This is a genomic window from Nonomuraea sp. NPDC049269, from assembly GCF_043197155.1.
GTDB lineage: Bacteria > Actinomycetota > Actinomycetes > Streptosporangiales > Streptosporangiaceae > Nonomuraea.
This window is the reverse complement of the sequence record NZ_JBICSO010000006.1, coordinates 336,323-348,864: the sequence shown is the minus strand read 5'-3', so window position 1 is coordinate 348,864 and position 12,542 is coordinate 336,323. Positions and strand designations below refer to the sequence as shown.

At 67.7% G+C, this 12,542-nt stretch carries 12 protein-coding genes; 4 read left to right on the top strand and 8 right to left on the bottom strand.

Annotated features, from left to right (window positions below; genetic code table 11):
• Window positions 1-8: 8 nt before the first annotated feature.
• The 3 genes from ACGFNP_RS33510 to ACGFNP_RS33500 all read left to right on the top strand — a co-directional run bounded on the left by ACGFNP_RS33510 (window position 9) and on the right by ACGFNP_RS33500 (window position 2,107).
• Entirely contained in the window at window positions 9-428 is a 420-nt protein-coding gene (locus tag ACGFNP_RS33510; protein WP_393325486.1) for a DoxX family protein, read from the top strand.
• A 15-nt stretch (window positions 429-443) separates the two neighbouring features.
• Complete coding sequence (locus ACGFNP_RS33505) at window positions 444-1,046, top strand: dihydrofolate reductase family protein (protein WP_393325484.1); 603 nt, start codon at window positions 444-446, stop codon at window positions 1,044-1,046.
• A gap of 239 nt (window positions 1,047-1,285) precedes the next feature.
• Window positions 1,286-2,107 carry a nitroreductase/quinone reductase family protein gene (locus ACGFNP_RS33500; protein ID WP_393325482.1) on the top strand — a complete coding sequence of 274 codons (822 nt, stop codon included), beginning with the start codon at window positions 1,286-1,288 and terminating at the stop codon, window positions 2,105-2,107.
• 46 nt (window positions 2,108-2,153) lie between these two features.
• Here ACGFNP_RS33500 and ACGFNP_RS33495 read toward each other — a convergent pair whose 3' ends face one another.
• Together ACGFNP_RS33495 and ACGFNP_RS33490 are read right to left on the bottom strand one after the other, a co-directional pair.
• Entirely contained in the window at window positions 2,154-2,675 is a 522-nt protein-coding gene (locus ACGFNP_RS33495) for a hypothetical protein (RefSeq protein WP_393325479.1), read from the bottom strand.
• 74 nt (window positions 2,676-2,749) lie between these two features.
• Window positions 2,750-3,346, bottom strand: a complete 597-nt coding sequence (locus tag ACGFNP_RS33490) for a CGNR zinc finger domain-containing protein (protein ID WP_393325477.1) — start codon at window positions 3,344-3,346, stop codon at window positions 2,750-2,752.
• 56 nt (window positions 3,347-3,402) lie between these two features.
• On the opposite strand from ACGFNP_RS33490, the gene ACGFNP_RS33485 reads away from it, so the two are divergent.
• Window positions 3,403-4,563, top strand: coding sequence for an MFS transporter (locus ACGFNP_RS33485; RefSeq protein ID WP_393325475.1), 1,161 nt, complete (start codon window positions 3,403-3,405; stop codon window positions 4,561-4,563).
• Here the strand turns inward: ACGFNP_RS33485 and ACGFNP_RS33480 are convergent.
• The 6 genes from ACGFNP_RS33480 to ACGFNP_RS33455 all read right to left on the bottom strand — a co-directional run bounded on the left by ACGFNP_RS33480 (window position 4,553) and on the right by ACGFNP_RS33455 (window position 12,497).
• A complete protein-coding gene (locus tag ACGFNP_RS33480; RefSeq protein WP_393325473.1) occupies window positions 4,553-5,209 on the bottom strand; it encodes a DUF402 domain-containing protein in 657 nt (218 codons plus the stop codon). The genes ACGFNP_RS33485 and ACGFNP_RS33480 overlap by 11 nt on opposite strands.
• A 24-nt stretch (window positions 5,210-5,233) precedes the next feature.
• A complete protein-coding gene (locus ACGFNP_RS33475) occupies window positions 5,234-6,208 on the bottom strand; it encodes a formylglycine-generating enzyme family protein (RefSeq protein ID WP_393325471.1) in 975 nt (324 codons plus the stop codon).
• Entirely contained in the window at window positions 6,205-7,908 is a 1,704-nt protein-coding gene (locus ACGFNP_RS33470) for a WD40 repeat domain-containing protein (protein WP_358328023.1), read from the bottom strand. The genes ACGFNP_RS33475 and ACGFNP_RS33470 overlap by 4 nt, the downstream gene beginning before the upstream one ends.
• Window positions 7,905-9,791 (bottom strand): GTP cyclohydrolase II RibA, encoded by a 1,887-nt coding sequence (gene ribA, locus ACGFNP_RS33465; protein WP_393325468.1) that lies wholly within the window; start codon window positions 9,789-9,791, stop codon window positions 7,905-7,907. The genes ACGFNP_RS33470 and ribA overlap by 4 nt, the downstream gene beginning before the upstream one ends.
• A complete protein-coding gene (locus ACGFNP_RS33460) occupies window positions 9,788-11,716 on the bottom strand; it encodes a WD40 repeat domain-containing protein (RefSeq protein ID WP_393325466.1) in 1,929 nt (642 codons plus the stop codon). Before ACGFNP_RS33460 ends, ribA begins: the two co-directional genes overlap by 4 nt.
• A 175-nt stretch (window positions 11,717-11,891) precedes the next feature.
• A complete protein-coding gene (locus ACGFNP_RS33455) occupies window positions 11,892-12,497 on the bottom strand; it encodes an NADPH-dependent FMN reductase (RefSeq protein WP_393326249.1) in 606 nt (201 codons plus the stop codon).
• Window positions 12,498-12,542: the final 45 nt, after the last annotated feature.

The following is a 12,542-nucleotide window of genomic DNA, read 5'->3' as shown; positions in this document are numbered from 1 at the left end:
AGGACTCCATGAGTCACACACAGCCCGTAGCCGCCTCGCCGGCCCGGACACGGATCCGCGAATACGTTGCAACGGCCGGCCTATGGGTGGCGCAGGCCGTCCTGGCCGTCCAGCTCGGCCCCGCCGGCTTCCTCAAGGTCACGAGCGATCCGGCGATGGTGGAGATGTTCACCGCTGTCGGCGCCGGACAGTGGCTCCGATACGCCGTGGGCGTCCTGGAGATCGCCGCCGCACTCGGCCTCCTGACTCCCAGGCTTTGCGGGGCGGCCGCACTCGGCGTGGCAGGCCTGATGACCGGCGCGACCATCACCAACATCTTCCTTCTCGCTGCCCCGCCGTGGCTGCCCATCGGCTTGCTGGTGATGAGCGCGCTGATCGCCTGGGCACGCCGAACCCAGATCAAGGCCCTTCTGCGCCCAGTTCACTGACAAAGGAGATCCGACATGGGCAAGACAATCATGGGCTGCGCAGCGGTCTCGCTGGACGGTTACATCGCCGACGACCATGACGCGGTCGGGCCGCTCTTCGACTGCTACGGCAACGGAGACGTCAGCTGGTCCTTTGCCGACGGTGACGACAAGTTCCGGACCACGCAGGCGACGGCCGATTTCATGCGCGCCCAATACCCGGACATCGCCGTCGTCGTCATGGGCCGGCGGCTGTTCGACCTGACGAACGGCTGGAACGGCAAACCCGCCGCAGGCGAACACGTCTTCGTGGTCACCCACGAACCACCGAAGAACTGGGAGCATGCCGACACGGCGCCATTCACGTTCGTCGACGGCGTCGAGGCGGCCATCAGCGCCGCTCAGGACTACGCCGGCGATCGGATCGTCGACGTGGCAGCCGGCGAGATCGGAGCCCAGGCACTACGGCTCGGCCTCATCGACCAGATCGTCGTCAACGTCGTGCCCGTGGTGCTCGGCTCGGGCCGCCCGTTCTTCGCGACGGGTCCGCTGGCCGATCCGATCCTGCTCGACAATCCTTCGCAGGTCATCCGCGGGGACCGCGTGACGCATCTCGTGTACGACGTCGCGAAGAGGTGAGCAGTCCATCCGCGGCGAACCCCAGGTTAAGGGCCGCTTCCTGGTCATGGGAGGCGGCCTTCCGCCGTTTTTGCGGAGAATATCGTGATGAAGTAGCGTGACCTGCGTGACTGCCGGGTCGGCCTTGGGCCACGCACCAGAGAGCAGCCCGGCTGACGCTTGATCGCCGGGCGGGCCCGCGGTCCGCCGTCTTCTTCTCCATTCAGTACGGCACAGCAGGAACCCACCAATGGAGAAGAATGGATTTCAACAAGCAGGTCATCGACGAGTTCCGCGCCAACAACGGCCAAATCAATGGCTATTTCGAGGGAGCGAGGCTGCTCCTGCTCACCACCACCGGCGCCCGTTCGGGCAAGTCACACACGACCCCGCTCGCCTACCTGCCCGACGGCGCCGAGCGCATGCTGGTCATCGCCTCCGCCGGGGGAGCGCCGGACAACCCTGCCTGGTACCACAATCTGAAGGCCGACCCGCGCGCCACGGTCGAGACCGGCGTGCTCATCTTCGATGTCGAGGCGGAGGTCCTGGAGGGCGCCGAGCGTGAGGCGGCGTTCGCCCGCGCGATGGAGGGCGACCCTGGCTGGGCCGACTACCAGGCCAAGACGGCGCGCACCATCCCGGTCGTCGCACTTCGCGTGACCGGTCCGCCCCGGGACAGCGCACCGTCGGTCGGTGCGTACCTCAAGCTGGTGCACGACGGCTTCCGCCGCGAACTCGCGCTGATCCGCAAGGAGCTGTCCGATTCAGGACGGCCGGGCCTGGGCGTGCAGCTCAGGATCAACTGCTTGACCGTCTGCCAGGGACTGCACCATCACCACACGGGCGAGGACACCATGATGTTCCCCGGCCTGGCCGAGCGGCATCCCTCGCTCGCTCCGACCTTGGAGCGGCTGGCCGAGGAGCACGAGCGCATCACCGTACTCCTGGAAGAGCTGACGCAGGCCCTTTCCGGTGGGGATCCGCTGAAGGTACGGGCCGAGATCGAACGGCTCGTCGATGAGCTTGAGGCTCACCTGACGTATGAGGAGGAGCAACTGGTACCGGTTCTCGACCTCGCCTGATCAAAGGCCGTTCCCAGTTGTGGGGAGCGGCCTTTTCGGCTTCCGATCATCCACTTGGCGTGCCGTGATGTTCTTCGAGCACCGTGACGCCGACCACACGCAGGGCCGCGATGAACGGTATGACGCGGTCGAGAACGTGGAAGTGAAGCACATGACCACTGTCCAGCCCGACGAAGGCCAACGCGCCCGGGCGGAGGCCGCCGCGGCGGCTCAGGACGATGGTGTGGATGCCTGTCAGCGGGAGGGAGCCGAAACGCCGGTAGTCGCCGGGATTGAGCGGCCAGAACGCGACCGCGAAGGCTGAAGGATCGCGGAAGGCGGCACGCATCCGATCAGCGGAGATCTTCCGGGTAGCCGCGGTGACCGAGAGCACGATCACACCGATGCCGAGTATGCATACGGGGCCCAGCCAGCCCAACTGCAATGTCCCTTTGATCCCAGCGATTGTGAGGCCGATCAACGGGCCCACCATGAACGCCCGGTGACGCTTCCGGTGCTCGAGCGCCACTTGTTGCGCGGTTCCCGGGAGAGGGGGCAACGAGTGTGATTCAGCGATTTCATCGGACACGCGAGCCCCCGTGCGGGATCATGACGCGGCGCAGAGGAAGCCCAGTGTAAACGCGGCGGACAGATACGGCGGAGTCACGTCGTATCGGATCCTGGGCGCGCTTCTTGATGTTGCTCGGCTGAGCGGGAGCGTCGATGCGCTTTGACCCGTTCGCGGGTCGCGCAGCGGCGTGAGCAGTAATGGCGTTCTGGGCCGCTGCCGTGGGAGATGAAGACGTTCTGGCAGTCGGGTGATGCGCAGATTCTGCCGGGCGGGCGTTGGTGGTCCCAGAGGAGGACCGTCAGCGCCATGCAGGACGAGGCCAGGAGCCATTCTTCCCAGGGGGCGTCGTCCTCATGATCGAGGTGTGGGTGCCAGGGGGTGCTGCCGCCGTGCGAGGTGAGGCGGAGCGGTCCGGTGTGCTCCCGCAGGAGGTGGTTGAGGGTGGTGGCGGCTTCGGTGGCGCTGTCGGCGGCGAAGACCTCCCGCAGCTGAGCGGCGGCCGAGCGCATCGCGGCGACGTCCCGGGGGGTCAGGTCGATGGGGTCCATCTCGCCGTACGCGCGGAGTACCTCGGCGACGGCGCCGGGGTCGGCGTGGTCGTCGGCGACGGCGTTGATGAGGGCGGCGGTGCGTCGCGCCGTGGTCAGCACGGAGTGCCGGGTGGACCAGTCGTCGGCGGTGGAGGGCATCCACGAAATGTAACGCATATTGCAGTGTTTTGCGTTACTTCCGTAACGTCTCCCGGGTGAAAAGACTGAGGCCCTATCTCGCCGGCGCTGTGGCAGCTCGTGCCGGGGATGAAATGTCGGGACCGGCGCTGATGCTGGCGGGATTCGCTCTTGCCGGATCGACCACGGAAGCCTCATCGCTGCTCGCGGGTATCACGGTCGCTGCGGCAGCCGGTGGGCCTGTGCTGGGTGCGCTTCTCGACAGAGCGGCGCGACCGGGTCGGCTGCTGGCCGGCGCGCTCGTGCTCTACGCGGCGGGTCTGGGGATGATCCTGGTGGGGCTCGGCCACCTTCCGATCGCTGTCAACGTCTTGATCGCGGTGTTCACCGGGCTGCTGGGACCTGCGCTGTCGGGTGGGTGGACGGCTCAATTGCCTCGGGTGGTGTCGCGCGCCGAGCTGCCCCGGGCGAACGCACTCGATGCGATGACGTTCAGCATCGCGAGCCTGGCCGGACCGGCTCTGGCCGGCGGCGTCGCCGAGCTACTGGGGGCGCCGATGGCTGTGACGGTCTCCGTGGTGCTCATCGGCCTGGCAGTGGCCGCCGCGTGGACGCTGCCCGCACGTTCCGGTTCAGCGCGAGACTCGCAACCGAACTCGATGGTCGGCGACCTCGCCGCCGGAGTGCGGGTCATCGTCAGAAACGCGGGTCTGGCCCGCGCGACACTTACCTCGGTCATCTCCTGCGTTGCCCAAGGAATGCTGACGGCCTGTATCCCGCTCCTCGGCGAACGTGTCCTCGGTGGTGCCGGCCGCGGCGCGTTGCTGCTTTCGTGTGCGGCGATCTCCGCCTTGGTGGCCAATGCGGTGCTCGCCCGGTTGCCCCGTTCCGCCACCCCCGACACGATCATCTGGGTCGGTGCCCTGGTCCAGGCTGCCGCGTTGGCGCTGGCCGCGATGGGTCAACCGGCCGTACTCGTCGTCGCCATGCTCATCGCCGGAATCGGCCAGGGACCTCAGCTCACCGCCTTGTTCGCGGTGCGCCATCGGGAGGCACCGGAAAACCTGCGCGGCCAGATCTTCACCACCGGCGCCAGCCTGAAGATCACCGGCTTCGCCCTGGGGGCGGCCGCCGCGGGGCCGATCGCCACCTGGTCACTTCCCGGTGCCCTGGGGTTGGCGGCCACTCTGGCGGTCCTCGCGGCACTCGCTTTCCGGATCGTCCCACCTACTCTCTGACACAGTTCTCCACGTCCTCGGGCAACACCGGCATCGGCCAAGACTCGTGCGGTGGCGGTGACCAGTCGTGCGCGAACGGTCCCTGGCGCGTCTCGATGAGCCCGATGACTGCCTCTCTGGCCGCGGTCACGTGCTGGTGCACCTGGTCATCGATCAAGCCAAGACGCCTGCCTTGCTGATATTCGTCCTCGTCTTTCCACTGGTAGTGGGAAAGGTTGGGTTCGGCGACGAGGTCCAGCAACAGGTCGAACGTGTCGATACCCAGGTGGGTGCGCTGTTTCGGCAGGTCGAAGTCGACGTACCAGGCCAGGGGCTGTTGCTGGGCATCAAAGTATTGCCGCACGGTGAAGTAGGCGTCGATGCCGTACCAACTGCGCACTGTGGTGTCCCGCCAGTCCCACCAGCCCAGTTCCCACTGGCCCGAGGCCAGTTCGCGGATGGTCCTGTCGCGGTGGGTTCGGCCGTTGACATAGGAAGTGATCCATGTGGTCGACATCAGGCTGCGCAGCCCGGGCCAGTTGACCACCTCCAGGCAGTCTTCCGTGTCGTGGAGAACGCGGTAGGGCGCCGCTGACCAGACCTTGCCCTGCCACACGTGGCGGCGCACCACTGTCGATCCCGCCTCGAAGAACGTGTTGATCGTCATGCGCCTGATCCTGTATCACCTGGGTCAACACGCCAATCGGAAGCCCATCGCGTAGATCGGTCTTTCGAACCAGCCGTGGCGGCGCCGGGTCCTGGCCAGGTCTCCGTATCTCGTGAAGCTTCCGCCGCGGGCGATGCGGTATTGAGGGGCCGCTGTCGTCAGGTCATCCAGGACCACGTTGCCGCCGGGGTACGGGCGGTACAGGTCTGACACGTACTCCTCGACATTGCCCCCCATGTCGTCCACGCCGAACGGTGATCTGCCGTGGGGGAAGACGCCGACCGGGGTGGTGTCGAGAATGCCGCCTTCGATCGTGTTGAGCCGGGTCGGGTCGAAGTCGTCGCCCCACGGGAACTCCCGCCCGTCCTGGCCGGCGGCGGCGTACTCCCATTCGGCCTCGGTGGGCAGGCGGAACGCGCGGCCGGTCCGATGCGCGAGCCAGGTCGCGTACGCGTCAGCGGCCGCCGGTGGCACCGTCCACACCGGATGGTTGGCGTGGTGGTGTGGATAGGTCCCGAAGCGCCAGGACGTCGGCAGCCAGCGGGCTCCGGTGTCCACCAGGAATTCACGGTATTCCTGGTTGGTGACGGGAAAGCGGGCCAGCCGGAACGCGGCGACGTACGTCTCATGGTCCGGGCACTCCTTCTCGATCCACTCGGCACGGACTCCGACCGCGCGCCATGTGTCCACAACGGCGCTGACCCGATCTGGTCGCAATCCGAGGCGCACCCGGCCGTCCGGGATGTCGATCATGAGCGGCTCGAACGTGCTGATTCTGGGATCACCGACCAGCCCGAGGATCGTCGCCGCGGCGACCCGCCGCGGCAACGGAACCTCGTGGTCGTGCGCGAGCTCGACGAGCGTCGCCGGTGCCGCGCCGACCAGAGCGGCATTGGCCGTGAACAGGTCGGCGGGCAGCCCGTCGACGAACCCGCCCGGTAGGCCCATGGCCTCGCGATCGGACATGTGGTTGGGATTGCGCACCAGATCCGCCGTCACGGTGCGGGCACCTCATAGACGGCGCCGTCATAGGAGCCGGCGAGGAAGACATCCCGCTTGACGTCGAAGGCCATGGAGGATATCCCCGACGCGGTCGGACGGACGGTCACGGGCCACGTGCCCGTCAGCAGGTCGTACACCGCGATCGAACCGTCGTAGCTGCCGGTCGCGACGAACCGTCCGGTCCCGTCGGCGGACACGCACTTGATCGAGTGGCGATGCGGGGTCTTCACCACGGTGACGGTGCGGTCGGCGTCCCAGATCCGCAGGATGAGATCTCTGCTGATACTGGCGAACCTGGATCGTCCCAGATGGACACAGCCGTTGGCGATCTTGCTGTGCGCTTTGGGCTGATGGTGGATCAGTTCGAGAGTGGCGACCGAATGCCAGGCGGCGCTGCCGTCGGCACACACTGAGAAGATCACGTCGTCGGACGCGGCCACTCCCTTGATCGCGTTGGCGTGCATCGGAAACGTGCTGACCTGCTCGGCCCAGCCCTCGGTGCCGGTGCGCAGCAGGATGCCCTCGCCCGTGTAGGCGCCGACCAGCACGTGCTCCGCGCCGTCGCGGTGGAGGATCGTGGCGGTGTTCAGCGGCGAGTGATGCTGGTGGAGCCGGCGCCCGCTGAGCGCGTCGAAGACCGTGCCGAGCTGCCCGCCGGTGATGACGACGCTGGTGGCCGGCGTGAGGAAGTTGCACAGGCTGCCGGGCCGGGACTGCTCGTCGTGGACCCCGCCGAGCGTCCGCCAGACGATGCCGGCATCGCCGACCGAGAGCACCGCGTCCCCGTGGGCGCACGCCGCGTTGACGCCGCGGGTGGTCGGCACGACCTCGTCGAGCCACCGGTGCTCCTGGTAGTCGTAGGTACGGTACGACGCGCCGAAGGTGCCGAACACCAGGCGCGACGAGCCGGTGAACGCGGCGGACCGCGGCCACACGTCAGTCGGGAGGTCGGCGGTGCTCAGGCGGGTCAGCTCGCCGGTGTCACCGATGCGCCACAGCGCCATCGTGCGGTCGTAACTCAGGCTGGCCAGCAGCCCGAGCTCGGTGTTGAGCACCAGTCGTTTCACGCCCGCCTTGTGCGCGCTGGTCACGGTCCGCGTGCCGTTGCCGACCATCAGGATCTCGCCGGAGTCGTTGCCAGCGAAAATGATCTCGTCCTCACCGACCACGATCGTGTCGGTCTCCACCCCACCGAGATCGATGTCGTCCACCAGTCCCTCGTGCGCCATGGACCACCGCTTGACCGTGCCGTCGTCGCTGGACGTCACCAACCCGTCGCCGTCGCGGGCCCATTCGACGGAGATCACGTCAGCGGTGTGGCCGGCGAACCGGTGCCGCAGGCGGCCGTCGAAGTCGAACACCCGCACAAGGCTGTCCCGGGACGCGGTCGCGACCAGTTGCCTGGTCGGATGGAAGACCGCCATCTCCACGTCGTCGTCGTGATCGCCGAGCACCGCGGTCAGCCGAAGGTCGGGTATGGACCAGAGCCGGGCGCTGTAGTCGCTGGACGACGTGACCAGGCGGGTGCCGTCCGGGCTGAACGAGCACTGATTGACCAGATGGTCATGGAACGCGCGGCTGATCGGCGTGCGCTGCGGCAGCTCCCACAGCACGATCTGGTTGTCGTAGCCCGCGGTGGCGATCATCTGGTCCTGGAAGGCCGCGATTCCACTGATAGGCGCTGTGTGCGTGATCACGCGTTTCTCCTGAGGTTCTCGTCGAGATCGATCAGATGTCCGGCGTACCGGATCTTGGTGCGGAGGTACTCGCGATTCGCCTCGGTCACGAATGCGGTGGTCGGTGTGACGTTGCGAACCGTGATGCCGTTGGCGGCCAGCTGCGCGGCTTTGTCCGGGCTGTTGGAGAGCAGGCGGATCTCGCTCACGCCGATGGCCGTCAGCATCTGCGCCGCGACGCCGAAGTTGCGCAGGTCAGCAGGGAAGCCGAGCTTCCGGTTGGCCTCGAACGTGTCGTAGCCGAGTTCCTGGAGCCGGTAGGCGTCGATCTTGTTGTACAGCCCGATGCCGCGGCCTTCCTGACGCAGGTAGAGGATGATGCCGCCGGCCGAGCGCATGAGGTCGATCGAATGGCGCAGCTGCGGACCGCAGTCGCACCTGGCTGAGCCGAACACGTCCCCGGTCAGGCATTCGGAGTGCAGTCGTACGAGTGGCGAGTCCTGGGCGGCCGGGTCGCCGAAGAGGACCGCGAGGTGCTCCAACCCGTCGACCAGCCCGCTGAAGGTGACCATGGTGGTGTCGAGCGCCACGTTCTCCGTCGCCGCCAGCGGGACCAGGACGCTGCTCCGCACGGTCACCCGTTCGCCCGCGTCAGGGGCTGTCTCACGCCACATGAGGCGGGTGCGGTGCAGCCACACGGCCGCCGCCAGGCCGATCGCACCCAGCAGCGCGAACGTCGGCTGAGCGCCGATCGCGGCGACGCCGACGGGGACGAGCAAGGGTGCGACGAACGCCGGAATGCCCCCCAAGAGCCGGAGGATCCCGCTGACCCGGCCGATGCCCGCCTGAGGCACATGCTTGACGATCATCATCTCCAGCGAGGCGGCGAGCATCCCGTTCACCGCGGTCAGCAGCACCATGGCCGCGATGAGGGCGGCCAGGACCGGCACCGCCATCGCGAACAGCGCGACGGTGAGCCCGGCCGCGCCGGCGATCAGGCTCGGGTAGAGCCGGAACTCGCGCCGCTGCGACAGGGCGAGCGAGCCGGCCAGACCGCCGACCGCACAGCCGGTCATGATAAGTCCGACCTTGTCGGCCGGGATCTTCCAGCGGTCCTGGAGGATGAACAGCGCCAGCGTCATCGTGCCGGACGACCCGATGAACACCAGCGGGAACTTGATCACCGTGGCGATCATGACCGCGCGGTCGGCGCGGAAGATCCGCCAGCCGTCCACCAGATCCGCGCCGAGCGCCCGCACCCCGGCCGGCGCCTGCCGTACCAATCGCGGAGGCTTGATCCGCATCGCCCACACGAGGATGGGCACCACGCAGGTCACGACGTTGAACCACAGCAGCCCCAGGTAGCCGACCACCGGCAGCAGGAGCCCGACCAGCAGCGGACCGATCACCAGAGTGGCGAGGAACAGGCTCTTCAGCGTTCCCCGCGACCGGACCGGGCACTCCGGGAACATGGTCGGCACGCCGGCCATCCAGCCGGCCCGGTACGCGGCACCGGCGAGCTGGATGATGCCGCCCAGGACGAACAGCAGGACGATCGGCGCGCCGTCGGCGAGCGCGAACACGTTGAGTGCCGATGCGGCCATGATCTGCACCACAAGACCCGGCACGACCAGCACCCGCGGACCCCACCGGTCGACCACGACGCCGAACAACGGCCCGAGCAGCAAGCCGATCGGGACCAACGCGGCCAGCAGCGACATCAACACCACTGAGCCGGTCAGGTCGAACGCCAGCAGCGGCAGCGCCGCGGTGTAGACGCCCTCGCCGACGTTGTTGACGGTGTTGCCGGTGGCGAACAAGACGAACCGCCGGGACCGCCAGGGTGACGGCTCCTGGACGGACGCGCCATCCTGACCGGCCTGGCGGGTGCCCGGCGGGCTCACAGCGCGTCAGCCCGTTCGATGTCCAGTGGTCGCAGCACGATGTCGCCGACCCCGGACCGGGGCAGGTACACGTCCTTGACCTTGGCGAAGGTGCCCTTGCTCGGGCCCATGTCGAGCCGGTACAGCCCGAGGTAGCCGCCGCGCCCGCCGACGATCACCAAAGGCCGGCCGTCCGCGGTCCGCAGGCTCGCCAGTCCCTTGGGGAAGTCGGCGAGATCTTCGACGAGCCCGACGATCTCCCCGGTGAGGTAGTCGTAGGCGGCCATCTGCATGCCGTAGCAGACGGCGACCATGAGGTTGTCGACGAGCAGGCCGTTCTCGACGGTGTTGTCCAGCAGCTCGTACCACTGCCGCGCGATCTTCCGCGACTCGAACGGGATCTCCTTGACTCCCCAGCCGCCGCTCACGTACAGGGCCGTGTCCGTCGCCCACATGCGCTTCGGGTAGTAGTCGCTGCCCATGTCGAGGCCCCACCGGATCTCGTGCGAGTCCGCCGCGTGCACCCGGATCCGTCCGTCCCGGCTGGCCAGGACCCGCTCGCCGCCGGCGAGGTAGGTGCACGCCCAGCCGAGTGTGCCCTCGACCTCGATCCGGTCCACCAGCTCGCCGGAGGCGAGATCGAACTCCAGCCCGCCCGCGTTGCTCGCCACCAGTACCCGGCGGTGATCGGGGGAGACGGCGAGGGCGTGCCCGAACGCCGGGAGGTCGCGCACCCAGCGCTGCCGTCCGTCCGCGTCGGCCACGTACACCTTCCGGTCCCAGGTGACCGCGGCGAAGCCGTGCGGAAGCGCGACGACCCGGCGGGTGAAGCCGAACCCGGCGACGTGATGCGCGACGACGTCGAGAGTGAGGTCGCCCGCGGTCTCGGTGAAGTCGACGACCGTCACCCCGTCGTCGGTCGCGACGTAGAGCCGTTCGCTCCGCTCCAGCGAGTGCTGGATGTCCCAGACGCACTGGCGCCGGAAGTCCGCCCTGGCCAGGAAGGCGCCGTCCCGGTCGACCTTGACCAGCTCGCCGTCCTGGGACAGCAGATAAACCGACCCGTCAACGCCGACGGTCGCGTCGACGAGCTGGTGGGTGAAGCCTGACACGGTCGCGATGATCCGAGCCTTCGACTCGGTGTTGTCGAAGATCTGCAACTCACCGTCGAACCCGCCGGCGTACGCCCGGTCGTAGTCCGGCGAGAACGTCAGCATCTCGACGTCATTGCGGGCGAACGCGATGCTCTGCAGCTCCGCTCCGTCCAGTCCGAGCAGCATCACGCCGTTGGCGATGCCGTCGCTGGCGCCCGTACCGCGGTCCTGGATCGCCCAGAAGCGATCGTGCCGGACGTCGTACCGGATCCGGTGCACGTTGCTGCTGTCCAGCTGCAGTGCGGTGGGGAATTCGAGGGTCGCCAGCGAGCCGATGTAGACCCGGCCCGTCTTGTCCGACGCGGCGTGTACGGTCGGGTGCTCGGCGCAGATCCAGTCGAGCGGGTCGTCCCCGCTGAACGATTCGACGACCCGCTCGACCTTGAACGTCTCCAGGTCGATGATCGCCAACTGCCGGAAGCCGTTGTTGACGTACACCTTGCCGTCGAACACGGCGATGCCGCGGCTGGCGGTCTGCGACGGCTGCTCATCCTCAAGCAGGGGGTCGGGATCGCGGTAGGCCGCGGCGGGCAGGACGTCGAGGACGTCGAGAGTGTCGAGGTCCCACCGGCTGATGTTGCCCAGCTTGTCCTTCCCGATGATCCAGCGGTCGGCGACCGCCAGCGTCAGGAGCGGACGACCGCTGGTCTGGGTCGAGTCACCCACAACGGGTGACGAACGGACGATGTTGAGGTCATCGTCGAAGAGGTGGACCCTGCCGACGAGATCGCTCACCACTAAACCGACACCATCGACGTACAGCACCCGCACGAGTCGATTGGTGATCTCCATTTGACGGGCTTCCTTTCGCTTCTGAGCAGATCTCGCTTCCACGCGGATCCGATCCACGATGTCGTTCGCTGAGGGGAGTTCCGCGCCGGCCCAGCCACGACCGGGCCGGCGCGGAACCGGAGAGTTAGTTGATCGGACGGGCGAACCTGCGAACCGGCTTGCGGAACATGAGCCCTCACCTCCTCCCAGCTCTTGGTACGGGGGTCTGGTTCGCCAGGAGCGGTGGCGAACAGGTCCTGGTCCCGCTGTCAGCGGTGACGGGTCCGAACAGGGCCGAGATCCACCCATCGACCTCTGCGACGACAGCTGGATGGGTGATCTCGCCCGCGTCGTCGAGATGGTCGTCGGCGTCGAAAGCCAGCGCGAGGTCGGGGTTCAGCACGTGCGCGCCACAATGCACCAGCGTCTCGCGCAGCCGCGTCAGAGCCAGCCGCCCGCCATGATCCCCGGGCGCCACACTCGCGATGCCGACGGCCTTGTCCGTGAGTACGCTGTGGCGGTACGGCCGGGACAGCCAATCGAGCGCGTTCTTGAGCACCCCCGACGGACCGCCGTTGTATTCCGGCGTGCTGACCACGACCGCATCCACCGCGGCCACTGCCTTTTTGGCGGCACGCACCGCCGCCGGAATTCCGGCGATCTCCACATCGCTGTCATACGGCGGGAACTCCCGCAGCCCAAGGGTCGACACGTGAAGGCCCCGGCGTTCGATGAGCGTCCCCGCGGCGCGGATCATGGCCGAATTGAATGACCCCTGGCGAAGGCTCCCCGAAATCAACATGACGCGAAACTCAGACATGAAAACCCCCGGCGAATTGCGGCGCAT

What these genes read in the sequence shown, in the direction of transcription:
- ACGFNP_RS33505 (WP_393325484.1), top strand. Translation starts at nt 444, where the DNA reads ATGGGCAAGACAATCATGGGCTGCGCAGCGGTCTCGCTGGACGGTTAC.
- ACGFNP_RS33510 (WP_393325486.1), top strand. Translation starts at nt 9, where the DNA reads ATGAGTCACACACAGCCCGTAGCCGCCTCGCCGGCCCGGACACGGATC.
- ACGFNP_RS33460 (WP_393325466.1), bottom strand. Translation starts at nt 11,716, where the DNA reads ATGGAGATCACCAATCGACTCGTGCGGGTGCTGTACGTCGATGGTGTC.
- ACGFNP_RS33455 (WP_393326249.1), bottom strand. Translation starts at nt 12,497, where the DNA reads ATGTTGATTTCGGGGAGCCTTCGCCAGGGGTCATTCAATTCGGCCATG.
- ACGFNP_RS33500 (WP_393325482.1), top strand. Translation starts at nt 1,286, where the DNA reads ATGGATTTCAACAAGCAGGTCATCGACGAGTTCCGCGCCAACAACGGC.
- ACGFNP_RS33490 (WP_393325477.1), bottom strand. Translation starts at nt 3,346, where the DNA reads ATGCCCTCCACCGCCGACGACTGGTCCACCCGGCACTCCGTGCTGACC.
- ACGFNP_RS33480 (WP_393325473.1), bottom strand. Translation starts at nt 5,209, where the DNA reads ATGACGATCAACACGTTCTTCGAGGCGGGATCGACAGTGGTGCGCCGC.